The organism is Streptomyces toxytricini, assembly GCF_014649915.1.
GTDB lineage: Bacteria > Actinomycetota > Actinomycetes > Streptomycetales > Streptomycetaceae > Streptomyces > Streptomyces toxytricini.
The window spans coordinates 243,292-267,636 of sequence record NZ_BMTY01000002.1; the positions used below are offsets into that span (position 1 = coordinate 243,292).

Genomic DNA, 24,345 nt, shown 5'->3' on the forward strand with positions numbered 1-24,345 from the left:
CGGGCCCCCTGCGTCGGCGTCAGCCCCGCTGTGTGGCGAGGTCGGCGAGGATGCGCTCGATGACGACCGCGACCCCGTCCTCGTTGTTGGCGACCGTCTGGCCCGAAGCGGCCGCGATGACGTCAGGGTGGGCGTTGCCCATGGCATAGGAGGTGCCCGCCCAGCGGAGCATCTCCACGTCGTTCGGCATATCGCCGAAGGCGACCACCTCGGACGGCGAGATCCCCCGCTCGGCGCAGCAGAGTTCCAGGGTGCTGGCCTTGGACACGCCCAGGCCGCTGATCTCCAGCAGGGCCGTAGGGCTGGACCGGGTGATCGAGGCGTGGCCGCCCGCGGCCGTCCGGGCCAGCTCCAGGAACTCGTCCGGGGCCAGCTCGGGGTGGTGCGCCAGGAGCTTCAGCACGGGGGCGGCGGTTTCGTCGGCCTCCCCGTCCAGCAGCTTCTCCGCGGTCGCGACGTTGGCACCCGGGTCCTGGAAGAAGGGCGGGTACAGGGGCTCGTAGTTGATGCCGGTGGTCATCTCGACCGCGAACGACGTGCCGGGGGCGACGGCGCGCAGCGTCTGGACGACCGTGAGGGCGGTGGCCCGGGGCAGGGCCCGCACCTCGACGAAGCTGCGGCCCGCGTGGAGGTCGACGACTGCGGCGCCGTTCGCGCAGATGGCGAGGCCGTGCCCGTGCACGTGGTCGCTGACCACGTCCATCCACCGGGCGGGGCGCCCGGTGACGAAGAAGACCTCGATCCCGGCCTCCTCGGCGGCGGCGAGAGCGGCCACGGTCCGCAGCGAGACGGACTTGTCGTCGCGCAGCAGGGTGCCGTCGAGGTCGGTGGCGATGAGCCGTGGGGTCGGGGTGGGCCCTTCCGGGCGCAGGGGAGCCGAGGTCACGGGTCCATCTTCACCCATGCACCTGCGGCGACAGGTCTCGATCCGCTGACGGAAGCGGCCGCGGTGGCGATGTTTCACGTGGAACACCGGCCTGCTCGGTTTCACGTGAAACATCGCCCGGCTCTACGCTCGATCACATGAGTCTGCGTCTGAGCACGGTGATCCTGCCGGTACGTCCGTGGCACGAAGGCGGTCGCGACCAGTGGCGGCGCGCCGAAGAACTGGGCTTCCACACCGCCTACAGCTACGACCACCTGTCGTGGCGGTCGTTCCGCGACCTTCCCTGGTTTGGCGCGATTCCCACCCTGACGGCGGCGGCCGCGGCCACCGAGCGGCTTCGGCTGGGCACGCTGGTCACCTCGCCGAACTTCCGGCACCCGGTGACCCTCGCCAAGGAGCTCATGACGCTGGACGACATCTCCGGCGGGCGGGTGTCGCTCGGTATCGGGGCGGGGACCAGCGGCTTCGACGCGACCGTGCTGGGGCAGGACCCGTGGGCCCCGCGTGAGCGCGCGGACCGCTTCGCCGAGTTCCTCACCCTGCTGGACCGGTTGCTGACCGAACCGGCGGTGAGTGCGCGGGGCGCCTACTACTCCGCCGACGAGGCGCGCAACGTCCCCGGCTGCGTGCAGCGGCCCCGCCTGCCGTTCGCGGTCGCCGCGACCGGCCCACGAGGTCTGAAGCTCACCGCCTCCCTCGGACAGGCCTGGGTGACCACCGGCGACCCGAAGCTGTACGAGGAAGGGACGCCGGAGCAGTCGCTGGAGGCACTGCGGGGCCAGTCGAGCCGGCTCGACAAGGCGCTCGCCGAGGCCGGGCGGGAGACCTCCTCGATCGAGCGGATCCTGCTGACCGGCTTCACCCCGGAGCGCAACACCCTGCTGCGGTCCGTGGACGCCTTCGTCGACTTCGCGGGCCGCCACCAGGAGCTCGGGTTCACGGAGCTGGTGATCCATGCGCCGATCCCCGACTCCGACTTCGCCGCGGACGAGCGCGTTTTCGAGGAGATCGCCACGGAGGGCCTCGCCCAGCTGGCCCGCTGAGGCCCCGCCCGACGAGCCCCCCGCCGGCAGGACGGCAGGGGGCCGGGTCAGCCTCAGGACAACTGGGCGAGGGTGTACTCCGCGCGCTCCAGCAGGTCCCCGACGACGCCCTCGGGAAGGGCCTTGAACTCCTCGACCAGCGCGGCGATGCGCGCCGCTCCCGCCTCGTCCCGGCCGAGCTCCTGCTCGGTCCAGGCGGCGTACTGCTCACACTGGAGGCGGTCGGCCAGGTGGTCCGGGCCCAGCTGCCGGTAGACCGCGGCAGCGCGTTCGCACAGCTCGACCTCCTCGCGCCTGAGGGCCTCGATCTCCTGCGCGTCCAGCCGGCCGGCCGGACGCGGCCCGCCGCCGTCCTCCTCACCGTCGCCGCCGTGGGCGTCGTCGAGCTCCTCGGACCCGTTCACCTGCCGGTCGGCCAGCTGGGCCAGCTGGTACCAGGTCTGCGCCAGCTCGGCCAGCAGGTGCGGCGCCTCCGGGTCGCCGGCCAGCGCCGACCGCAGCACGTCGGCGGCCTGGTCCATGCGGAACCGGGCGTGCGCCACCGCCGGGGCGGTGACCTCCTCCCGCAGGGCCTGCCAGGCCAGCGACCGCAGGATCCGCGCCTCGGAGACCGGCTCGCCGCCCGCTCCCCGGTACAGCTCCAGGGCCCGTTCCCAGGCGGCTGCCGCCTCCTGCGCCATACCCGTACGGGCCAGCTGGTCGGCGGCCGAGTGCGCCAGGTGCGCGTGGGGGCGCTGGTTCTCCCAGTGCTCGGCCGTCTCCGCCGCGAGGAGGTACTGCTCCGCCGCATCCTGCGGCTCGTTCAGCTGCGCCAGCAGGTCGCCCAGGAACTCGCGGGCCGCTACCGCCTGCCCCTCCCCGTGCTCCAGGAGGTCGGGGAGCGCCGACTGCAGGACCTCCGCCGCATCGACGTGGTGCCCCTGGGCCGCGTGGGACCGTGCCAGGGTGAACCGGGCCTGCGCGCCACCGCCGGAGGCCAGTCCGGCCTGGTCGAACCAGTGAGCCGCGGCCAGCGCGTGCTCGGCAGCCTCGGCGGCCGCGTCGCCCCGGCGCAGCAGGACGTCCGCGAGCGTGAGGCGGACCGCGCCCTGTGTTTCGGCGTCGGTCACCTCCGCCGCGTGCTCCAGACCGGCACGTGCCGCCCGCTCGGCCTCCTCCGGCCGGTCCAGCGCCATCAGCACACCGGCGAGCAGCGTGAGCGGGTCCACCGCCAGCCAGGGACGGCCCGCGGCCACCGCCCGTGCGGCGGCCGCGTCGAGCAGCGGCGCGGCGCCCTCCGGATCGCCCTGCGACAGCGCGAGGCGGCCCAGCATCTCCTCCGCCTCCGCGGCGAGGTCGGGCAGCGACTCGCGGTGGGCGGCGGCGAAGGCCGTGAGCCGGGCCGCCTGCTCCGCGGCGAGCTCGGCGCCGTGCCCGTGGGCCTCCGGCGGGCCGTCCTCGCGGTGCGACTCCAGGGAGCGCAGGTACGGCTCCAGTCGGAGCGCCGCCAGCTCGGCCAGGGCGATCCGGCGCCCGCGCAGCGGCTCGTCGGCCCCCAGCGCCTCGGCGGCGTCCGCCGCGGCCGCGAGCAGCGCGCGGATCCGCTCCGGGGCAGCCCCGTTCTGTGCCGCCGCGCTCGCCAGCCGCAGTTCCGCCAGTGCCGCGCGCTGAGCCTGCCCGAGGGCCCGGTAGCCGTCGCGGGCCGCCGCGAGCAGGTCCGCCGCGCCCGGGGCGCCGACGCGGGCGGCGGCGAGTGCCCGGCTGTCGGCCAGGTCGGCGGCCGTCAGCGCGTCCACGGCGCCCGCGGGCAGCACCGAGGCCCGGGCGGCGGCCTCGGCCCAGAGCGCGTCCGCGGCGGGACGGCCCTGGTCGCGGGCCGTACGCGCCCGCTCCACCAGCTCGGCGAAGCCCTCCGGGGACGCGGCCGCGTCCCCGGCTGCGGAGGCCTGCCGGGACGGCACCGCGGACGGGGCCCCGGCCTCGGTCTGCGGGAGCGGCGTGCTGCGGACGCCGAGAGGCAGTACGCCCACGAGCGGTGCACGGCCGACTCGGGCCAGGAAGCGCTCCGAAGTGCGGGGGCTGCCGTTGCGGGCGTCGAAGCGGCGGGCGATGTCGAGGGAGCCCGCGTGAAGGTGCGCGTACAGCGCGGAGACCGTGCGGGGGCCGTCCCCGTACGGGACGGCCGGGCTGCCGCCGTGGCCCAGCTCCTCCAGCCGGCGCAGCAGCACGAGGACGCCGCCGTGGAAGTCGAGCTGGTCGTCGGCGTTGGCGAGGGCGCCCAGGTGTCCGGCGTGCTCGGCGAGGATCTCCAAGCCGCGGGACTCGTTGCCGGTGAGGGCGCAGAACTCGATGTGCCGGCCGACCGACGGGAGCAGGCTCTCGTTGCCGCGCGCCAGCCGGTAGCCGCGGATGTGGTTGCGGCGGGCCTCGTCGAGGCGGCCGAGCCGCAGCAGTGGCAGCAGGGAGGCGGCCAGCACCCGGTGCGGCTCCTCCGCGCAGGTCAGGCCCCCCGTGAGGACCGGCTGCCACAGCTCCAGGGCGCGGGCGTCGTCGCCGCGCAGGGCGGCGTACTGGCCCTGGCTGTTGAGTTCGCAGGCGTGGCAGTCGCTCATGGCGTCCCGCTCGGCGGCGAGCCAGGCGCGCATCGCCCGGTCGGCCCGCTCGTCGTCGCCGGTGGCGTCGGCGAGCCACATCTCGGCCTCGCGGACGGGGCGCTCGCTGTAGCCGGCGAGTCGGTAACGGCGCTCCATCTCCTCCAGCCAGCCGCGGGCGGAGCCCAGGGGGATCTCGGGTGAGTCACCGATGGCCGTTCCGATCCACTTGAACTGCCAGAACAGCGAGTGGACGTCCCACCGGCCGAAGGAGCCGGGGTCCTCGTCGTACTCCTGGAGCAGCCGGGCGAAGGGGACGAGCATCTTCGAGGACTCGGCGCTGTGCAGGTAGGAGGTGATCAGGTTGTCCAGCGCCTCGCGGAAGAGCGCCCTGTCGCCGGTGGCCTCGGCCGCGCCGGCCAGGGCCTCGGCGTGGGCGTTGCGGGCGGACCCGCCCGGGGCGCTGCGGTTCTCCGCGAGGGCCTGCCGGACCTCGTCGGGCGTCATCGGGTTCACTGGGGGTCCTCCGGGGCGTCGGTCGGGTGGGTGGCCCATTCCAGGAGCCCGAGGAAGGCCCGGTTGAGCAGGGCGGAGTCGGCCGCGCGCAGCGGCCGCTGGGACATCAGCAGCGCCTGCCCGTACAGCGATTCGACGGCGGTGCCGGTGAGGCCTTCGTCGGGCAGGGAGGCGATGCGCCGGATGAGCGGGTTGTTGTGGTTGAGGACGAGGCGGGCACGGGGTGCCGATCCGCGCAGCGCGCCGAGGATGCCGGTCCACAGGGAGTCGGCGTTGTCGAGGGCGGCGGTGCGGTCGCGCTCCTGCCGGGCCTGCCGGTCGTCGAGGTACAGCGCGGGGACCGAGACGGGCTGGAACGCGCGCAGCACCACGTCGCAGCCCTGTGGCTGAAGGCGGGTGCGGGCGGTGGACAGGAAGGGTGCGAGGGCCAGTTCGGCGGCGGTCGGGACGGGGTCCAGCCGCTCGGTGACTGCTCCGGCGTCGAGTTCGGCGACCTTGAGGTCCGGCCGCACGGCGGGCAGCAGGGCGAGCAGGTCGGCGTCGTAGGTGTAGCCGGCGTTGACGACGCCGAGGCCGTGGGCTGCGGCGATCGGGGCGATCTGGCGGAACTCCTCGACGGAGCGGGTGAAGTGGATCTCGGGGTGGGCGGCCGTGAACTCCTGGAGGCTCATCGAGCCGTCGCTGGTCTCGAAGGGCAGCCAGGGCAGCATCAGGCCGAGCAGTTCGGCGTCGTGCCGGGCGAGGGACTTCACGCCGAGGTGGTGGACGCCGAGGAAGGCGGCCAGGCGTTCGGGGTCGCTCGCGGCGAGCTCGGCGAGCCAGGCGCGGATGCGGGCGCCGAGGGCCTCGCGGACGGCGGCGAGGGTCTCGTCGTCGTAGAGGTTCTCGCGCGACGCGGTCGGCCGGAGGGTGTCGGTGTCGAGGACGGCGCGCACGAAGAACGCCCAGTCGGGCAGCAGGTTGTCGGCCCGGTCGGTGAGCAGCATGCCCTTGAGGTGGACGCGGTGGCCGGAGCGGTGGGCCGGGCTGGTCGGTTCGGGCAGGACGTACGCGACGCCGCGCACTCCGGCGAGCGGCAGGTCGAGGTCGATGGTGTCGAGCGGGGTGAATCCGAAGAGTCCGGCGCAGTGGCCGGCGAGCGCGACGCGGCGGGCGGCGGGCGTGGGGAAGGGGCGGTCCCAGACGGCGGGCCGGTCGGTGACCGGCCGGGGCTCGCCGCCCGTGCCGTCGTCGAAGGTGATGTCGTAGGGCAGGAGGGAGCCGTAGTCGCGGGCCAGCTGCTCGACCTTGGCGGGGGCCACCCATTCCTCGGCGCCGGGGCGGGCCTCCAGTTCGACGGTGGTGCCGGGCTCGCGGCGTGCGTCGTCGGGGAGTTCGCGGACGGTGTAGGTGCCGTCGTCGGCGGCGAGCCATTCGACGGGGGCGGCATGCGGGTCGCGGGCGGAGCGGGTGGTGACGCGGATCCGGCGGGCGACGACGAAGCAGGCGAGCAGGCCGATGCCGAACTGGCCGAGGAACTCGCGGCGGGCGGTCTCCAGGCCGTGTTCGCCGCCGCGCTTCGAGCTGCGGCCGATGGTGGCGAGGAGGGAGTGCGCCTCGTCGGCGGTCAGGCCGATGCCGCTGTCCTCGATGGTGACGCGTCCGCCGGAGGCGGCGAGGCGGATGCGGACCGCGGCCTGCGGGTCGACCGCGTGCCGGGCGGTGACTGCGTCGACCGCGTTCTGCAGCAGCTCGCGGACGTAGACGCGCGGGCTGGAGTAGAGGTGGTGGGAGAGCAGGTCGACGAGGCCGCGCAGGTCCACCTGGAAGGTGTTGGCCCCGGGGTCTTCGGGGAGCGCGGCAGCGGATGCGGACGTCATGGAAAGTCACCTCGCGTTGGTGCATGGGTGGTTCGGCGATCGCGAGGTGCCCCCCCTCACGGATCCCGGAATGGGGAACAGGTTAGGGGGATGATCTGACAGTCTGCCGGGAAATTCAGTGCGGCCCCGGCAGGCGGAGGAACTGCGGCGGTACCGCGTCCACCAGCCACACCCCGTTGGCGCTGATCCGGAAGACGTGCCCGGCGGCCCGCATCGCGGCTGCGTCGACGCCGATGACGACCGGGCGGCCGCGGCGCGCCCCGACGCGGGTGGCGGTCTCCCGGTCGGGGGACAGGTGGACGTGGTGGCGGGCCATCGGGCGCAGGCCCTCGGTGCGGATGGCGTCCAGCGCCGCTGCGACGGTGCCGTGGTAGAGGTGCGCCGGCGGCTCGGCCTCCGGGAGGGCCAGGTCCACGGGCACGGTGTGGCCCTGGTTGGCGCGGATGCGGGTCCCGTCGACGGCGAACCGCTGCTTGTCGTTGGCGGCGACGACGTGGTCGAGCTCGGCGCGGGTGACGGGGAAGCCGTGGGCGGCGGCCGCGGCCAGCAGGTCGTCGATCTCGGCCCAGCCCTGCGGGTCGAGGCGCAGTCCGATGCGCTCCGGCTGGTGGCGCAGGTGCTTCGACATGTATTTGGACACCTTCACGGTGCGTCTGTCGTCCATGCGCCCAGCTTGCCGGGGCGGGGCCGAGGTCCGCACCGGATTTCGGCCGCTGCGGCCGAGCGGCACCCACGGCACCTCCCTTTCGGTATACGGAATATATTTTCCATTACCTGTCTGCTCCGGGGGAGGACCCATGACGATCCACGTTTCCCTGCCGCGCCGCGCGGCCGCCGAGTTCGCGGGCACCGCGGGCCTCCTCGCGGTGGTCGTCGGATCCGGCATCCAGGCGGCGGCCCTCAGCGGCGACACCGGTGTCGCCCTGGCCGCCAACTCGCTCGCCTCGGCCATCGGCCTCGGCCTGGCCGTCACCCTCTTCGGGCCGCTCTCCGGGGCGCACCTCAACCCCGTCGTCACCCTCGCCTCGTGGTGGTCGCGCCGCCGCGGCGGCGCCGGGCTGCCGGGCAGGGAGGTGCCGGCCTACGCCGCCGCGCAGACCGCGGGGGCCGTCGCCGGGGCCTTCCTCGCCGAGGCGATGTTCGGCCGGGGGCCCGGCGCCCTCGCCACCCAGGTCCGCGGGGGCGGCCACCTCCTCGTCGGCGAGGTCGTCGCCACCGCGGGACTGGTGCTGGTGATCCAGGGCCTGGACCGCACCGGGCGGCCGCGGCTCGTCCCCGGGGCGGTGGCGGCGTACCTCGCGTGTGCGATCTGGTTCACCTCCTCCGGCTCGTTCGCCAACCCCGCCGGCACGGTGGGGCGTGCCTTCAGCGACTCCTTCACCGGCATCGCGCCGCAGTCGCTGCCCGGCTTCGTGGCGGCGCAGCTCGCCGGCGGAGCGCTCGGCCTCGCCCTCGCCGCCCTCCTCTACGGAGGCCGCGGCGGGCGCGCGGCCGTACGGGCGGACGGCGCGGCGAAGCCCGTGGCCGGCAGGGCGGTCGGGGCCGCTGGCTGACGTGCTGCCGCGCAAGCCATCCGGACGGTGCGTCGTCCACAGGTTTGCCCACAGGAAAACTCGGGTTGTCCACAGCCGGTTGGGTGGGATTTGACGGTAAACGAGTGATCCGCCCTGTGGACTACGGCGGCCTGTGGATCACGCCGTGCCCGGTCCCCGTCCGGCTCTGCGGCGAGCAAGGTCGTTCATCCGCCGGGCCTGCACCTCCCGCTCGGCAGCGGCGCGGACGAATTCCGCCACGTGCTCGGCGCCCACGAGCTCCTGCACCGCCCGCACGGTCTCGCCGGGCAGCGGGACGGCCGCCGTCCCGGGCGGCTGCGCACCCCCGGCCGCCCCGAGGTGGTGGCGCAGGTGCCGCGTCGCGAACAGCCTCATCGCGCGGGCCAGCTCGGCGTCCACCGTCTGCTGCGCGAGCGGACGCAGCCGCCGGACCATCTCGGCGGCCGCCTCCGCGTCCGTGTCCGTCGGCGGCACCTGCCCGAGGTAGCGGGCGAAGACGTGCTCGGTGGTGAACTCCAGGAAACGCGAGGCGATGTGCTCCACCTGCCCGCGCAGCTCCCGCAGGTGCCCGGCGATGGCCCGCAGCGGCACTCCCGCCGCATACAGCTCGGCGGCCACCGCCAGCTCCTGCGGGGAGGGAACCAGGAACTCGTCCGGACACCCGGGTATCCGCTCCAGGACGCCCAGGTCGCACGCCTCGGCGACGGCCGCGTCGTCCGGGGTGCCGCCGAACCGCTCGTCGAGCTCGGCCCGGCTGACCCGGCCCGCCTCCTCGTCGCTCCACGGCCCCTGCACCTCGGCGGCCAAGCCCAGGACCCCGCCGAGCCCGCGCCCCTCGTCCCACGCTTCGAGCAGCTCCTTGATGGAGGCCAGGGTGTAGCCGCGGTCCAGCAGGTCGGCGATCTGCCGCAGCCGCACCAGGTGCGCGTCGCGGTAGACGTTCGACCGGCCGCGCCGCTCCGGTCTCGGCAGCAGGCCCCGGTCCTGGTAGGCCCGGATCGTGCGCACCGTGGCCCCGCTGCGGTGCGCCAGGTCCTCGATCCGGTACTCGGCCGCCACCTGGTCGGCCACTCCCGGCGCGGCCCCGGTCACAGGCGCGGCTCCAGCCGGGCGAGCCGCCGCAGCACACCGGGCGCGAACCGCGACAGCCACAGTGCCCCCTTGGACTCCGGCGTCACCGGCACCACCGCCTCGTTGTGCACGACGGCCCGCAGGATGGCGTCGGCGACCCTCTCCGGCGGGAAGTTGCGCAGCCGGTACAGCCGCGCCGCGCGCTCCTGTCGCCGCTTCTCCTCGGCGCCGTCCACCCCGGTGAAACGGGAGGTGGAGGTGATGTTGGTGTTGACGATGCCGGGGCAGACCGCCGAGACGCCGATGGACTGCGGGGCGAGCTCGGCGCGCAGGCACTGCGAGAGCATCAGCACCGCGGCCTTGGACGTGCTGTACGCGGGCAGCGACTTGGACGGCAGGTAGGCGGCAGCCGAGGCGGTGTTGACGATGTGCCCGCCCTGGCCGCGCTCGGCCATCTGCCGGCCGAAGATCCGGCAGCCGTGGATGACGCCCCACAGGTTGACGTCGAGGACCTTCCTCCAGTCCTCGGCGGTGGTGTCGAGGAACGGCCCCGACAGCCCGATCCCGGCATTGTTGACCAGCACGTCGACGACGCCGTGCTCGGCGGCGGTCTTCGCGGCGAGCTTCTCCATCGCCGCCTCGTCGGCGACGTCGGCGCATTCGCCCCAGGCCCCGGCGGCGCCGATGAGCCGCGCCATCTCGGCCGTGCGCGCCGCGCCCTCGGCGTCCCGGTCGACGCAGACCACCCGGGCCCCGGCCTCGGCGAACGCGTACGCCGTGGCCCGGCCGATGCCGCTGGCGGCGCCGGTGACGAGGACCAGCCGGCCGGCGAACCGGTCGGTGTACCTGCCGGGCGCCTTCAGCGCCGCACGCGCTGCGGGCTCCTCCCGGGCGGTGACGAACTCGGCGATCCACGCGGCCAGCTGGTCGGGGCGGGTGCGCGGCACCCAGTGCTTGGCGGGCAGCGTGCGCCGCACCAGGTCCGGCGCCCAGCGCTCCAGCCCGTCGTAGAGCCGCTCGGACAGGAAGGCGTCCCCGGTCGGAGTGATCAGCTGCACCGGCGCGTGGGCGTACGCGTCGGGCCGGGGGTGGCGCATCCGCGGCCGGACGTTGTCCCGGTACAGCCAGGCGCCGTGCGCGGCGTCCGACGGAAGCGACGGGGTCGGGTACGAGCCGGCCGGGACCTGCTCGACGCGCTGCAGGATCCCCGGCCAGCGCCTGCCGAGCGGGCCCCGCCAGGCGAGCTCCGGCAGCAGCGGCGTGTGCAGGAGGTACACGTACCAGGACTTGGCGCCCTGGCCGAGCAGCTGGGCGGCCCGCCGCGGGGTGGGCCGGCCCAGCCGCTCCTTGATCCAGTGCCCGAAGTGGTCGAGGGAAGGGCCCGACATGGAGGTGAAGGAGGCGATCCGGCCCTCGGTCCGGGCGGTGGTCACGAACTCCCAGCCCTGCACGGACCCCCAGTCGTGGCCGACGAGGTGGACGGGCCGGTCCGGACTCACCGCGTCCGCCACGGCCAGGAAGTCGTCGGTGAGCTTCTCCAGGGTGAACCCGCCGCGCAGCGGCGCCGGCGCGGTCGAGCGGCCGTGCCCGCGGACGTCGTACAGCACGACGTGGAAGCGGTCCGCCAGCCGCTCGGCCACCTCCGACCAGACCTCCTTGGTGTCCGGGTAGCCGTGCACCAGCACCACCGTCGGCCGGTCCCGCTCGCCCAGCTCCACCACGCACAGCTCGACGCCGCCCGTGCCGACGCGCCGCTCGCGCGCCCCGGCCGGGCTCCACCCCGCCGGGCGCGCCCCTGTCGTCCCGTCCGCCTCGCTCATGCTGCCCCCTCCTCGGCCCAGCGCCGCACGTGCGGCAGATCGTCGTCCAGCCAGAACGCGCTCTCCTCGGGGTCGCGGGAGTCCGTGACGACGAGGATCTCCTCGAACTTGGCGCCCGTCCCCCGGAACCCGAGGTGGGGCTCCACCGCCCACATGCCGGGCTGCGGTGCGTGGTCGGAGAACCGGTACGGGCTCCAGAGCGGCGACCAGCCCTCCCGGTGCCCGTGCAGCGCGTCCCCGACGAGCCCCTTGAGGGACTGCGTGCCGAACCCGAACACGGTCGGCGACCAGCGCCGCTCCCGCACGCGGTCGATCTTGTGGGCTATGACGCCGAAGGGATAGGCGCGGTGCCGGTTCGCGTAGCCCTGCCGCACCATCAGCCGGTCCACGTTCTCGTAGATCTCGCGCAGCGGCCGGCGCTCGCGGACCTGCCGCAGGATCAGCTCGCGGTGCGCGCGCAGGTCCGACATCAGCCGGTCCTGCACCGGGTTGAGGCCGAGGCTGCCGGAGTAGCCGATGTCCGCCGCGTACCCCCGGTACACCGGGGCCATGTCGAGGATGAAGGGCATGCCCGGTTCGAGCGCCCGGTTCGTCGGGAAGAACTGGAGCGGCACCCGGAAGCCCGCGAAGGCCGTCCGGTCCCCGAACCAGGCGAACGGCAGGTGGAACCAGTCCCGCACGCCGTGCCCTCGCAGCCACTCCCGCTGCATCCGCGCCGCCTCCCGCTCGGTCACGCCCGGCCGCAGCTGCGCGGCGACCGCCTCCGCGCAGGCATACGCCAGCCGCTGCACCTCCCGGAACCCGCGCAGGTCGGCGGTGAGCCGCCCGGTGCGCGGTGCCGCGGTGGTGCCCTTCCCGGTGTCCCCAGCCATGCCAGCCGCCGTCCCAGAAGCCGTACCGCCCGAACCTGCCACTGATGAATGTGACAATGCCCGCAGACCGCGTCAAGGGGCGGGCAGGCCGCCTGTGGACAAACTTGTCCGGTTCACATCAGCCCTGTGTCAGGGTCCGTAGTCCTGAAGGCTGACACCGGACCGCCCTCCAGGTCTGACGACCGGCGCGGACGCCGCCGCTAACGTCTGAGCCGTGACTGTCATCGCGACCGAAAGCCTGAGCAAGCGGTACCCCCGAGTGACCGCCATCGACCGGCTCTCCCTGGACATCGGGCCGGGCGTGACCGGCCTGGTGGGCGCCAACGGAGCCGGCAAGTCCACGCTGATCAAGATCCTGCTGGGACTGTCCCCCGCCACCGAGGGCCGCGCAGCCGTACTCGGACTCGACGTCGCCACGCACGGCAGCGCCATCCGCGAGCGCGTCGGCTACATGCCCGAGCACGACTGCCTGCCGCCCGACGTCTCCGCCACCGAGTTCGTCGTCCACATGGCGCGCATGTCCGGCCTCCCGCCGGCCGCCGCCCGCGAGAGGACGGCCGACACCCTGCGGCACGTCGGGCTGTACGAGGAGCGATACCGGCCCATCGGGGGCTACTCCACCGGCATGAAGCAGCGAGTCAAGCTGGCCCAGGCGCTGGTCCACGACCCGCAGCTGGTCCTCCTCGACGAGCCGACGAACGGCCTCGACCCGGTCGGCCGGGACGAGATGCTCGGCCTGATCCGCCGCGTCCACACCGACTTCGGCATCTCGGTCCTGGTCACCTCGCACCTGCTCGGCGAGCTGGAGCGAACCTGCGACCACGTGGTCGTCGTCGACGGCGGTAAGCTCCTGCGCTCCAGCTCCACCAGCGACTTCACTCAGATCACGGCGACCCTCGCGGTCGAGGTGACCGACTCCGACGCGCACCCGGACGGCACGGCCGCCCTGCGCAAGGCGCTCACCGAGGCGGGACTGGCCCTGCACGCCGGCGAGGAGCAGGGCCTGCCCGGCGCCGGCCACATCCTCCTCGTCGAGGCCACCGGGGAGAGCACCTACGACACCATCCGCGACACCGTCGCGGGCCTCGGCCTCGGCCTGGTCCGCATGGAACAGCGGCGCCACCACATCGCGGAGGTCTTCCGCGACAACGACCAGCGGAAGGGAGCCGGTACCGATGGCGCCTGACACCTCCACCCAGATCCACAACATCGGCTACCGGTCCTACGAGGGCGCCCGGCTCGGCCGCTCCTACGCCCGCAAGTCGCTGTACTCGCAGTCGCTGCGCGGCGCCTACGGACTGGGCCGCTCGGCCAAGTCCAAGGTGCTCCCGATGCTCCTCTTCGCGGTGATGTGCGTCCCCGCGCTGATCATCGTCGCCGTCGCCATCGCGGTGCCCGGCTCCACCGAACTGCCGATCAAGTACACGACGTACGCGCTGACCACCCAGATGATCATCGGTCTGTTCCTCGCGTCGCAGGCACCGCAGTCCGTCTCCCGCGACCTCCGCTTCAAGACGGTGCCGCTGTACTTCTCGCGCCCCATCGAGCGGGTCGACTACGTCGTCGCGAAGTACGCGGCGATGGCCTCCGCCCTGTTCATCCTCACCGCCACGCCGCTGCTGATCATGTGGATCGGCTCGCTGCTGGCCAAATTCGACTTCGCGGACCAGACCAAGGGGTTCGCCCAGGGACTGGTCTCCGTGCTGCTGCTCTCGGTGCTCTTCGCCGGCCTCGGCCTGGTCACGGCCGCGCTCACGCCGCGCCGCGGCTTCGGCGTCGCCGCCATCATCGCCATGCTGCTGATCCCGTACGGCGCGGTGACCGCCGTCCAGGGCGTCGCCTACAGCGCGGGCAGCACCGGCCCGATCGAGTGGATGGGGCTCTTCTCCCCGATCACCCTGATCGACGGCATGCAGACCGCCTTCCTCGGGGCGACCACCGCCTTCCCGAGCGGCGAAGGCCCCTCCACGGGCGCCGGCTTCGTCTACCTGCTCGTCATCCTGGCCCTCATCGCCGGCTCGTACGCCGCCCTGATGGCCCGCTACCGGAAGGCCGGGCTGTGACCACCATCGACATCGACCACACCTCCCGCTGGTTCGGGAACGTCGTCGCCGTCAACGACGTGACGATGCGCGTCGGCCCCGGCGTCACCGGCCTGCTCGGCCCGAACGGCGCCGGCAAGTCCACCCTCATCAACATGATGGGCGGCTTCCTCGCGCCCTCGACGGGCACCGTCACCATCGACGGCACCCCGATCTGGGGGAACGAGCAGGTGTACCGGCAGATCGGCGTCGTGCCCGAGCGCGAGGCCATGTACGACTTCCTCACCGGCCGGGAGTTCGTCGTCGCCAACGCCGAGCTGCACGGCCTCGACGACGCAGCCGCCCGGCGGGCGCTGGCCACCGTCGAGATGGAGTACGCCCAGGACCGCAAGATCGCGACCTACTCCAAGGGCATGCGGCAGCGCGTGAAGATGGCCTCGGCGCTTGTCCACGAGCCCTCCGTGCTGCTGCTCGACGAGCCGTTCAACGGCATGGACCCCCGCCAGCGCATGCAGCTGATGGACCTGCTGCGGCGCATGGGCGACGACGGCCGGACCGTCCTGTTCTCCTCCCACATCCTGGAGGAGGTCGAGCAGCTCGCCTCCCACATCGAGGTGGTCGTCGCCGGACGCCACGCCGCCTCCGGCGACTTCCGCAAGATCCGGCGCCTGATGACGGACCGCCCGCACCGCTACCTGGTCCGCTCCTCCGACGACCGGGCGCTCGCCGCCGCCCTGATCGCGGACCCCTCCACCTCCGGTATCGAGGTGGACGTCCAGGAAGGGGCCCTGCGCATCCAGGCCTCCGACTTCGGGCGCTTCACCGAGCTCCTGCCGCAGGTCGCCCGCGCCCACGGCATCCGGCTCCTGACCGTCTCGCCCTCCGACGAGTCCCTCGAGTCGGTCTTCTCCTACCTCGTCGCGGCCTGAAGGAGCTGGCACCCATGTACAACCCCACCGTGGCCCGGCTCACCTACCGGGCCCTCCTCGGCCGCCGCCGCGCGCTGATCCTCTTCGCGCTCCCGGCCATGCTCATCGTCATCGCCGGCGCCGTCCGGGCCTTCACCGGGCTCGACGACAAGATCGCGGCGGACCTGCTGGGCGGCTTCGCCCTGGCCACCATGGTCCCCCTGATCGGCGTGATCGCCGGCACCGGCGCGATCGGACCGGAGATCGACGACGGCTCGATCGTCTACCTGCTGTCGAAGCCCGTGAAGCGGCCGACGATCATCATGACCAAGCTGATCGTCGCGATCGCCGTCACGATGGCCTTCTCGGCGATCCCCACGCTGATCGCCGGCTTCATCCTCAACAACAACGGCCAGCAGATCGCGGTCGCCTACACGATCGCCGCGCTGGTCGCCTCCATCGCCTACAGCGCGCTGTTCCTGCTGCTGGGCACGGTCAGCCGGCACGCGGTCGTCTTCGGCCTCGTGTACGCCCTGATCTGGGAGTCGCTGTTCGGCAGCCTGGTCTCCGGCGCCAAGACCCTCAGCGTCCAGCAGTGGGCGCTGGCCCTGGCCGAGAAGGTGGCCGGGGAGGGCTACGTCGACGCGACCGTCGGCCTGCCCACCGCGGTCGCGCTCCTCGTGGCCGTCACGGTCGGCGCCACCGTCTACGCGGGACAGAAGCTGCGCCGGCTCACGCTGGCCGGTGAGGAGTAGCCACCGGCGTACGGGCCCCGCGGGCGCCGCATGTTTCACGTGAAACACGATGCGGATCGGACGGGGCCCGGCTCTCGCCGCGGCGGCGGAAAATCACTGGTACGGGACTCCGGCCCCGGGCAGAGTGAGCCGTGCGGGGAGCAACAAAAGGTCCGGGGCGGCCACTTCGAGCGCACCGTCAGGTGCGGGCCGCCCCGGACCGCTGCCGTTTACGGGCCTCCGCGCCGGGCCCTGCGGCTCCGGTCGGCGGGAAACGGGTCTTACGCGGCGCCGAGCAGGCGCTCCAGCACCACCGCGATGCCGTCCTCCTCGTGGGAGGTCGTCACCTCGTCGGCCACCGCCTTCAGTTCCGGGTGGGCATTGGCCATGGCCACACCGTGCGCCGCCCAGCCGAACATGGGGACGTCGTTCGGCATGTCGCCGAAGGCGATCGTGCCGGCGGCCTTGACCCCCAGCCGGCGCGCGGCCAGCGAGAGGCCGGTCGCCTTCGTCAGCCCGAGCGGCAGTATCTCCACTATTCCCGGCCCGGCCATCACGACGTCCACGAGCGAACCCACCGTCCGGCGGGCCGCGTCGACCAGGGCGTCGTCGCCGAGTTCGGGGTGCTGGATGTACAGCTTGTTCAGCGGGGCCGACCACACCGCCGACGTGTCCTCCAGGTACAGGGCCGGCAGGCCGCCCTGCACCCGGTAGCCGGGACCGAACAGCACGTCGCCGTCGACCCCGTCGCGGCTCGCGGCGAGCGCCAGCGGACCGACCTCGGCCTCCAGCTTCGCCAGGGCCAGGCCGGCCAGCTGCCGGTCCAGCGTCACGGACGTCAGCAGCCGGTGCGCTCCCGCGTCGTAGACCTGGGCCCCCTGCCCGCACACGGCGATCCCCTGATAGCCGAGGTCGTCGAGGATGTGGCGGGTCCAGGCCACGCCGCGGCCCGTGACGACGATGTGGACGGCCCCGGCCGCGGTGGCCGCGGCGAGGGCCTCCCGGGTGCGTTCCGAGACGGTGCCGTCGCCACGCAGCAGGGTGCCGTCGAGGTCGGTCGCGACGAGCTGGTAGGGGAACGGGGCCGGGCTCACTTGGTGATCGGCTCCAGGACCTCGCGGCCGCCCAGGTAGGGGCGGAGCGCCGCGGGGACGCGCACGGAGCCGTCGGCCTGCTGGTGGTTCTCCAGGAGGGCGACGATGGTGCGCGGCACCGCGCACAGGGTGCCGTTCAGGGTGGCGAGCGGCTGGGTCTTCTTGCCGTCGCGGACGCGGATCGACAGCCGGCGGGCCTGGAAGCCGTCGCAGTTGGAGGCGGAGGTCAGCTCGCGGTACTTGCCCTGCGTGGGAATCCAGGCCTCGCAGTCGAACTTGCGGGAGGCCGACGCGCCGAGGTCGCCGGTGGCGACGTCGATGACCTGGAAGGGCAGCTCCAGGCTGGTCAGCCACTGCTTCTCCCAGGCGAGGAGCCGGGCGTGCTCCGCCTCGGCCTCCTCCGGGGCGACGTACGAGAACATCTCGACCTTGTCGAACTGGTGGACGCGGAAGATGCCGCGGGTGTCCTTGCCGTACGTGCCGGCCTCGCGGCGGAAGCACGGGGAGAAGCCGGCGTACCGCAGCGGCAGCTTGTCCGCCTCGACGATCTCGTCCATGTGGTAAGCGGCGAGCGGGACCTCGGAGGTGCCGACCAGGTAGTAGTCGTCCTTCTCCAGGTGGTACACGTTCTCCGCGGCCTGGCCGAGGAAGCCGGTGCCCTCCATGGCGCGCGGACGCACCAGGGCCGGGGTCAGCATCGGGATGAAGCCGGCCTCGGTGGCCTGCGCGATGGCAGCGTTGACGAGGGCCAGTTCCAGCAGGGCTCCCACGCCGGTCAGGTAGTAGAAGCGCGAGCCGGACACCTTGGCGCCGCGCTCGACGTCGATGGCGCCGAGCAGCTCGCCGAGCTCCAGGTGGTCCTTGGGCTCGAAGCCCTCGGCGGCGAAGTCGCGGATGGTGCCGTGGGTCTCCAGGACGGTGAAGTCGTCCTCGCCGCCGACCGGCACGTCCGGGTGGACGACGTTGCCGAGCTTGAGCAGCAGGGCGCGGGCGGTCTCGTCGGCCTCGTTCTGCTCGGCCTCCGCGACCTTGACGTCGGCCTTGAGCTGCTCCGCGCGCTTCAGCAGCTCCGCCCGCTCCTCCGGGGAGGCCTTGGGGATCAGCTTGCCGAGCGACTTCTGCTCGTTGCGCAGTTCGTCGAAGCGCATGCCGGACGACCTGCGGCGCTCGTCGGCGGAGAGCACGGCGTCGACGAGTTCGACGTCCTCTCCACGGGCGCGCTGCGAGGCGCGGACACGGTCGGGGTCTTCACGGAGCAGCCGGAGGTCAATCACCCCACCAGGCTACCGGCCTGAGCTTCCCGGGCTCACACCGATATCACGCTGCGTGTCGCTATGTCCTAATTGCAACGAATGGAAAACTCTGTACCCGTGGCCGGAAGTCGTCGACTGCTCCGCGCTCCATAAAACCTGGCCATTCCGAGAAAGGGGGAAATCCCGGCATCCGGACAGCGGTGCCGGTGCGGTCGGAGGCCGCTTGTCCACAGGGAAGCCGCAGCCCACAAGGTTGTCCACAGGCTGTGCGGCGCATCTGTGGACACGGAATTAGATCAATCCCCCTGATGCGCCCTCCCGGCGATTCATGGTCCAAACCACCCTCACACACTCATTCGGGTGGGAATGACTCGCCCCAAAGAGTTGATCCGTGATACGCGGGTGACGCTGTTCATCCACCGATCTCCTGCGCGAAACCTGCCCGCGGAGGCCGACAAGTCGACCCGGGGTGCCGAAACTGTCGACTAGTCCACAGGCCCGCGCCGCGACCTGTGGATAACTCTGTGGATGGCGAATCGTGACTACGCGCGGCCGTCCAGGCAACGCGTCAGCCAGTCCGACGCCGCCGTGAAGTCGCCGTCCGAGGTACCCGGCCGCGGCGCCCGGACGTCACTGCGGGTGACGCCCGCCCTCGGGTACGAGCCCAGGAAGCGGACCTGCGGACAGGTCCGCTTCAGCCCCATGAGTGCCTCGCTCACCCTGCGGTCGGAGATGTGGCCCTCGGCGTCGACCGCGAAGCAGTAGTTCCCGATGCCCTCACCCGTCGGCCGTGACTGGATCAGCATCAGGTTCACCCCGCGCACGGCGAACTCCTGGAGGAGTTCCAGCAGGGCACCGGGGTGGTCGTCCCCCAGCCACAGCACCACCGACGTCTTGTCGGCGCCCGTCGGCGCGGCGGGCCGGGCCGGCCGGCCGACCAGCACGAACCGCGTCTCGGCGTTCTCCGCGTCGTGGATCTCCGTGACGAGCGGCACCAGCCCGTACGTGGCGGCGGCGAACTCGCCCGCGAACGCCGCGTCGAAGCGGCCCTCCTGCACCAGCCGCGCCCCGTCCGCGTTCGACGCGGCCGACTCCCACACGGCGTCCGGCAGGTTCGCCCGCAGCCAGTTGCGCACCTGCGGCTGCGCGACCGGGTGCCCGGTGACCGTCTTGACATCCGACAGGGCCGTACCGGGCCGAACGAGCAGGGCGAACGCGATGGGCAGCAACACCTCGCGGTAGATCATCAGCGGCTCGCCGGAGGCCAGCTCGTCCAGCGTGGCGGTCACCCCGCCCTCCACCGAGTTCTCGATCGGGACGAGGGCGGCCGCCGCCTCCCCGTTGCGCACGGCGTCCAGGGCGGATGCCACGGAGACCATCGGGACGAGCTCCCGGGTCGCGGCTTCCGGCAGCGTGCGGAGGGCGGCCTCGGTGAAGGTGCCCTCGGGACCGAGATAGGTGAAGCGGGTGGCCGACATGCGGCCAGCCTAATGCCGGGCACCCGCGCCGCGGGGCCCCGTTCACCCTTCGAGCACGTTCACCCTTCGAGCAGCCGCTGGCCCACGTACTCGCCGTCCCGCGGGCCGGGTGGCACCGCGTACAGCCCGCTGGACTCGTGCCGGATGAACGCCGACAGGGCGTCCCCGCGGTCGAGCTTGCGCTGCACCGGGACGAACCCGCGCAGGGGGTCCGCCTGCCAGCAGATGAAGAGGAGCCCGGCGTCGGGCCCCCCGTCCTCGGCCGTGCCGTCGTGGAAGGAGAACGGCCTGCGCAGCATCGCCGCCCCGCCGTTCTGCGCGGGGGCGGAGATGCGGGCGTGCGCGTTGGCCGGGATGACCGCCTTGCCGTCGGGGCCGATCTTGTCGAGGTCCAGTGCGGTGGTCTCCGAACCGCCCGTCAGGGGCGCCCCGGTGGCCTTGTTCCGGCCGATGACCTGCTCCTGCTGGGCGAGGGACTGCTTGTCCCACTCGTCGAGGAGCATCCGGATGCGGCGGACGACCGCGTACGAGCCCCCGCCCATCCACGCGTGCTCCGCCGGGCCCGGCCCCGCGGCGGGCACGAAGATCCGCTTCTCGAAGTCCGCCTCCGCGGGCTTCGGGTTGTTGGTGCCGTCGACCTGGCCCATCAGGTTGCGGGCGGTCATCGGCGAGGCGGTCGCGCCGGGGGACCGGTTGAAGCCGTCCATCTGCCAGCGCACCCTGGCCGCGTCCCCGGCGTCCTTCTGGATCGCGCGGAGGGCGTGGAAGGCCACCAGGCCGTCGTCGGCGCCGATCTGGACCCACAGGTCGCCGTTGCTGCGCTGCGGGTCCAGCCGGTCGGAGGAGAAGTCCGGCAGCGGATCCAGGGCCGCGGGCCGCCGGGCGGTGAGCCCGGTGCGATCGAAGAAGGAATGCCCGAACCCGAAGGTCACGGTCAGTGAGCACGGCCCGGCGTCCAGGGCGATCCCCGTGTCGGCCGCCGCCGCGGTCTCCCCGGCCATCAGCCGGCGGGCGGTGTCGGACCAGCGGCGCATCAGCGCGGCGGCCTCCTTGCGCCCGGCCCCGGGGGCCAGGTCGAACGCCAGTACGTGCCCCTTGGCCTGCAGGGGCGTGGTGATGCCCGCCTGGCGCTCGCCGTGGAAGGCGACCCGGGTGGCGCCCACGGTGGAGAGGCTGCCGGCGCCGCCGGACGGGGTGGCGGCGATGGCGGACTGCACCAGCGCGCCGCCCGTGGCACCCAGCGCGAGCCCGGTGGCCCCCGCCGCGCCGACGGTGCCGAGCAGCCGGCGGCGGGAGATCTCGATGTCGGTGTTGCTCTCGGTCACGCTGTTCAGCCGATCTTCACTGTCTTCTGCACGGTGGTCTGGTCGATCTCGGAGGTCCGGACGGTCACGTCGATGCGCCACTCCCCGGCCAGCGGCAGCTGGACGCCGGGAGCGCTCCAGTGCCCTGGGCCCGCCCGGTCGGGCGCGGTCGGCAGCGGGCCGACCTCCTTGGCCGGGAGGGTGAAGGCCACCTTGACCTCGGGGAGGTCGAGCGGCGCGCCGTCCGGGGCCTCGGCCCACAGGTGGAGGGTGTTGGAGCCGGTCCGCCCAGGGTCCAGCTCCAGACGGACGGAGCCCTTGCCGTGCGTACCGCCCGTGTCGAACGGCAGGGTGATCTTCACCGCCCGATTGGGCACGGCGGGCGAGGAGGCGCCGTTGCGGCCTGCCTCCTGGGCCACGACCCGGCCCGGCTCGGTGCTCGTCAGCACGGTGGTCACGGCGAGGACCGCGACGGCCACCGCCGCTTCGGCCAGCACGGACCGGCGCAGGCCCGCCCGTACCGGATCGGCGTCCCGGACCTGGCGCCGGCGCGCGTTCTCGAGCGCTGCCCGCTGCCGGGCGAGCTGCGCGGCCCGCTTCGGATCCTCGGGCACATCCGTCGCTGCGGTGGATGTTTCACGTGAAACACCCGGCTCGGCAGATGTTTCACGTGAAACCGCGCCCGGCACCGCGGCCGTAGCCGGCTCGTCCGACGCGGCGTGCACCGCCGGTGCCTCCCCGAGCCGCGCGGTCCAGCGCCGGGAGAGGTACGCGACCCCGACGAGGACGGCCACCAGGCCGCCCTTGATGATCAGCAGCCGTCCGTAGCTGGTGCCGGTCAGGGCCTGCCAGCTGCCGAGCTGGCGCCACGACTGGTAGGCCCCGGTCGCGGCCAGCACGACGACCCCGGCGAACGCGATCCGGGAGAACCGGCGCACGGCCTCCCCCTCGACGTCCGGCACGGTGTACAGGGCGACCAGCAGCGCAGTGAGCCCTCCGAGCCAGGCGGCCGCGGCCAGCAGGTGCAGGACGTCGACCGGCATCGCGATGCTGCTCTGCAGACCAGTCGAGGCGTGCTCCGACAATGCCCATGTCGCGGCGATGCCTGCAGCGAAGACCCCGCCCGCGACGGCGAGGCCGAAGAACAGGTCGGCGGCGTCCCTGCCGTCCTCCTTCCTGTCCGCCTTCCCGGCACCGGCCTCCTCGCCCTCCGCTGCGGCGGACTGCCGACGGGCGAACGCGCCGAACAGGACGGCGATGAAGAGCGCGGCGGCGCCGAGGAGGAGCAGCCGGGAGACGAGCGCGGCGCCGGTCTTGGTCGCCAGGACGGCCTTGAGTCCGGCGAGGTCGAAGACGTCGGCGAAGTTCCCCGACCCGGTGTACGGGTGTCGCAGCACCAGCATCACCAGCGTGGCGGCGGTGAGCACGACCCACGCGCGCAGGACGAGCTTCTGCATCGGGCGCACGGCGGCACCCCGCCGCCAGCACGCAAGGAGGAAGGCGCAGGCGCCGACGAGGACGGTGAAGCCGGCGTAGGCGGCGTACCGGGCCAGGCCGTACGCGGCGCCGACGGGCCCGCCGCCCGCCTGCCGCTCGGGCAGCGCCACCGTGGTCTCCGAGGGGGCGCCGATGGAGAAGGTGAACGCCCCCGCAATGGGGTGGCTGTCGGCGGAGACGGCCTGCCAGGCGACGGTGTACGTGCCGTCGGGCAGGCCCGGGTGGAGCGCGGTGCCGTACCGGATGGTCGAACCGCTGCACATGTCCCGGATCTCCCCGGTGTCCACCCGCTTGCCCCGGGGGTCCAGGACGCGGATGGAGTCCTCGCCCAGGGCGACCTTCTCCGAGAAGGAGAGGGTGACCTGGGCGGGTGCGGTGGCGACCACCGCCCCCTCCCCGGGGTCGCTCGCGGTGAGTGCGGCGTGTGCCGAGGCCGGGCCGGCCTCGGCGAACAGGAGTGCCAGCAATGCTGCGAGGACCAGCGCGAGCCGCGGCAGGACTGCCGCGGCGCGGACGCGGGCCGGGGGCGGGGCGGGGGCGGTGGCCGTCATGGCGTGTCGGTCCCTCGGGTCCGTCAGTGGGCGGTGGAGTGCTGGGCCTGGTACGTCCGTTCCTTCACGTCCAGTTCGACCTTGACCGGGTCGGCCTTCTCGAAGCGCAGCTCGACGGTGATCTTGTCGCCGACCTTCGGCTTCTGCTTGAGGCCCATGAACATGATGTGGTTGGCGCCGCGCTCCAGCCGCAGCTCGCCGTTCGCGGGCACGTCCATGGACGGGACCTGCTGCATCTTCTGGTCCTTGGTCTCGTGGATCTGGAGGTCGTCCGAGAGCGTGCTGGTGGCGGAGACGAGCTTGTCGGCGGTCTTCGAGTCGTTCTTGATGACCATGAAGCCGCCGGCCATCTTGTCGTTGACCGGTTCGGGCATGAAGGCGCCGCTGACGGACACCTTCGGCTTCTCCGCGGCCGGCGCGCCGGCGCCCGCCCCGGAGTCGGACGAGGAGCCGGATCCCGAGTCCGAGGAGCAGCCGGATATGGCCAGCGCTGCCGCCAGGGAGAGGGCGGCGGCGACGGTGCGGGTGGTGCGGGCGGTCACGGGTTCTCTCCCTTGGCGATCTTCGGCAGGTCTGCGGTGTAGGTGTCGACGGTCGTGTTCTCCCCGTAGAGGAGATAGCCCTCGTCCGTCTTCGGGGAGAAGGCGATGACCTGGGCGCCGTGCATGGAGACGACGCTGCCGTCGGCCTCCTTCTTGGCGGGGTCGATACCGACGCCGAGGGTGCGTGCCGCGGCCTGGATGGTGGCGAAGTCCCCGGTGAGCCCGACGAAGGAGGGGTCCTGGGCCTTGAGCCACGCGCCGAGCGATTCGGGGGTGTCCCGTTCGGGGTCCGTGGTGACGAAGACGACCCGCAGGTTCTCCTGGTCGGCCTGGGGCAGCGCCTTCCGGGCGACGGCGATGTTGCTCATCGTCAGCGGGCACACGTCGGGGCAGTTGGTGTAGCCGAAGTAGATCAGCGTCGGCTTGCCCTTCGTCTGCTCGCGCAGGTTCCACGGCTTGCCGGTGGTGTCCGTCAGGACGAGTTCCGGCTTGTCGAAGGGCCGGTCGAGGACCGTCGCGGTCCCCGTCTTGGCCTGGCCGGAGATCTGGGTGACCGCGTCGGTCCGGGCGGTCGGCTCGCCGCCGCAGGCGGAGAGCGTGAGCGCGGCCGCCGCCGCGAGGGCGGCGGCCGTCACACGTGTGGTGCGCATGGAGGTTCCCTGGAAATGGGGTGGGTTGGTGACGCGCAGCCGGACGTGGTCCGGCCGCGCGGTGCTGCGGACGATCCGGGTGGGCCGGTGCGGCCCGGCGGA

20 protein-coding genes are annotated in these 24,345 nt (G+C 73.2%); 6 read left to right on the plus strand and 14 right to left on the minus strand.

The features are described 5' to 3' along the window. Positions 1–19 precede the first annotated feature (19 nt). Complete coding sequence (locus tag IE170_RS03290) at positions 20–904, minus strand: Cof-type HAD-IIB family hydrolase (RefSeq protein ID WP_189807785.1); 885 nt, start codon at positions 902–904, stop codon at positions 20–22. Positions 905–1,023: 119 nt separating this feature from the next. Between IE170_RS03290 and IE170_RS03295 the strand changes: the two genes are divergently transcribed. After that, on the plus strand, positions 1,024–1,929 hold the full coding sequence (locus IE170_RS03295; RefSeq protein ID WP_189807786.1) for an LLM class flavin-dependent oxidoreductase: 906 nt from the start codon (positions 1,024–1,026) through the stop codon (positions 1,927–1,929). A gap of 53 nt (positions 1,930–1,982) precedes the next feature. Here IE170_RS03295 and IE170_RS33130 read toward each other — a convergent pair whose 3' ends face one another. The 3 genes from IE170_RS33130 to IE170_RS03310 form a co-directional block, all read right to left on the minus strand. Further along, complete coding sequence (locus IE170_RS33130; RefSeq protein WP_263406919.1) at positions 1,983–5,015, minus strand: tetratricopeptide repeat protein; 3,033 nt, start codon at positions 5,013–5,015, stop codon at positions 1,983–1,985. Next, positions 5,012–6,874 (minus strand): HSP90 family protein, encoded by a 1,863-nt coding sequence (locus IE170_RS03305; protein ID WP_189807787.1) that lies wholly within the window; start codon positions 6,872–6,874, stop codon positions 5,012–5,014. The genes IE170_RS33130 and IE170_RS03305 overlap by 4 nt, the downstream gene beginning before the upstream one ends. Before the next feature lie 115 nt (positions 6,875–6,989). Further along, positions 6,990–7,538 (minus strand): RNA 2'-phosphotransferase, encoded by a 549-nt coding sequence (locus tag IE170_RS03310; RefSeq protein ID WP_189807788.1) that lies wholly within the window; start codon positions 7,536–7,538, stop codon positions 6,990–6,992. A 133-nt stretch (positions 7,539–7,671) separates the two neighbouring features. On the opposite strand from IE170_RS03310, the gene IE170_RS03315 reads away from it, so the two are divergent. After that, positions 7,672–8,427 carry an aquaporin gene (locus IE170_RS03315; RefSeq protein ID WP_189807789.1) on the plus strand — a complete coding sequence of 252 codons (756 nt, stop codon included), beginning with the start codon at positions 7,672–7,674 and terminating at the stop codon, positions 8,425–8,427. 138 nt (positions 8,428–8,565) lie between these two features. On the opposite strand, the gene IE170_RS03320 is transcribed toward IE170_RS03315, so the two are convergent. Genes IE170_RS03320 through IE170_RS03330 form a run of 3 tightly spaced genes read right to left on the minus strand, consistent with a single transcriptional unit; the run spans position 8,566 to position 12,190 of the window. Then, complete coding sequence (locus tag IE170_RS03320) at positions 8,566–9,519, minus strand: MerR family transcriptional regulator (protein ID WP_373298941.1); 954 nt, start codon at positions 9,517–9,519, stop codon at positions 8,566–8,568. After that, a complete protein-coding gene (locus IE170_RS03325; protein ID WP_189807790.1) occupies positions 9,516–11,318 on the minus strand; it encodes an SDR family oxidoreductase in 1,803 nt (600 codons plus the stop codon). Before IE170_RS03325 ends, IE170_RS03320 begins: the two co-directional genes overlap by 4 nt. Beyond that, positions 11,315–12,190: a M24 family metallopeptidase gene (locus IE170_RS03330; protein ID WP_189807791.1), complete on the minus strand. Its 876-nt coding sequence runs from the start codon at positions 12,188–12,190 to the stop codon at positions 11,315–11,317. The genes IE170_RS03325 and IE170_RS03330 overlap by 4 nt, the downstream gene beginning before the upstream one ends. A gap of 214 nt (positions 12,191–12,404) precedes the next feature. Between IE170_RS03330 and IE170_RS03335 the strand changes: the two genes are divergently transcribed. Genes IE170_RS03335 through IE170_RS03350 form a run of 4 tightly spaced genes read left to right on the plus strand, consistent with a single transcriptional unit; the run spans position 12,405 to position 15,895 of the window. Further along, positions 12,405–13,376 (plus strand): ABC transporter ATP-binding protein, encoded by a 972-nt coding sequence (locus tag IE170_RS03335; protein ID WP_189807792.1) that lies wholly within the window; start codon positions 12,405–12,407, stop codon positions 13,374–13,376. After that, positions 13,366–14,253 (plus strand): ABC transporter permease, encoded by an 888-nt coding sequence (locus IE170_RS03340; RefSeq protein WP_189807793.1) that lies wholly within the window; start codon positions 13,366–13,368, stop codon positions 14,251–14,253. Before IE170_RS03335 ends, IE170_RS03340 begins: the two co-directional genes overlap by 11 nt. Continuing rightward, positions 14,250–15,161: an ABC transporter ATP-binding protein gene (locus IE170_RS03345; RefSeq protein WP_189807794.1), complete on the plus strand. Its 912-nt coding sequence runs from the start codon at positions 14,250–14,252 to the stop codon at positions 15,159–15,161. Before IE170_RS03340 ends, IE170_RS03345 begins: the two co-directional genes overlap by 4 nt. A gap of 14 nt (positions 15,162–15,175) precedes the next feature. Then, entirely contained in the window at positions 15,176–15,895 is a 720-nt protein-coding gene (locus tag IE170_RS03350) for an ABC transporter permease (protein ID WP_189807795.1), read from the plus strand. A gap of 260 nt (positions 15,896–16,155) precedes the next feature. On the opposite strand, the gene IE170_RS03355 is transcribed toward IE170_RS03350, so the two are convergent. The 7 genes from IE170_RS03355 to IE170_RS03385 form a co-directional block, all read right to left on the minus strand. Continuing rightward, positions 16,156–16,968 (minus strand): HAD family hydrolase, encoded by an 813-nt coding sequence (locus IE170_RS03355; RefSeq protein ID WP_189807796.1) that lies wholly within the window; start codon positions 16,966–16,968, stop codon positions 16,156–16,158. Then, the gene (gene serS, locus IE170_RS03360) at positions 16,965–18,242 is read right to left on the minus strand and encodes a serine--tRNA ligase (RefSeq protein WP_189807797.1); all 1,278 of its coding nucleotides are present in this window, start codon (positions 18,240–18,242) and stop codon (positions 16,965–16,967) included. The genes IE170_RS03355 and serS overlap by 4 nt, the downstream gene beginning before the upstream one ends. 521 nt (positions 18,243–18,763) lie before the next feature. Next, positions 18,764–19,699, minus strand: a complete 936-nt coding sequence (gene pheA, locus IE170_RS03365) for a prephenate dehydratase (RefSeq protein WP_189807798.1) — start codon at positions 19,697–19,699, stop codon at positions 18,764–18,766. 59 nt (positions 19,700–19,758) lie between these two features. Next, complete coding sequence (gene efeB / locus IE170_RS03370) at positions 19,759–21,033, minus strand: iron uptake transporter deferrochelatase/peroxidase subunit (protein ID WP_223855553.1); 1,275 nt, start codon at positions 21,031–21,033, stop codon at positions 19,759–19,761. Then, on the minus strand, positions 21,030–23,051 hold the full coding sequence (locus IE170_RS03375) for a copper resistance CopC/CopD family protein (protein WP_189807800.1): 2,022 nt from the start codon (positions 23,049–23,051) through the stop codon (positions 21,030–21,032). The genes efeB and IE170_RS03375 overlap by 4 nt, the downstream gene beginning before the upstream one ends. A 23-nt stretch (positions 23,052–23,074) precedes the next feature. Continuing rightward, positions 23,075–23,593: a copper chaperone PCu(A)C gene (locus IE170_RS03380; RefSeq protein WP_189807801.1), complete on the minus strand. Its 519-nt coding sequence runs from the start codon at positions 23,591–23,593 to the stop codon at positions 23,075–23,077. Beyond that, positions 23,590–24,243, minus strand: coding sequence for an SCO family protein (locus IE170_RS03385; RefSeq protein WP_189807802.1), 654 nt, complete (start codon positions 24,241–24,243; stop codon positions 23,590–23,592). The genes IE170_RS03380 and IE170_RS03385 overlap by 4 nt, the downstream gene beginning before the upstream one ends. Positions 24,244–24,345: the final 102 nt, after the last annotated feature.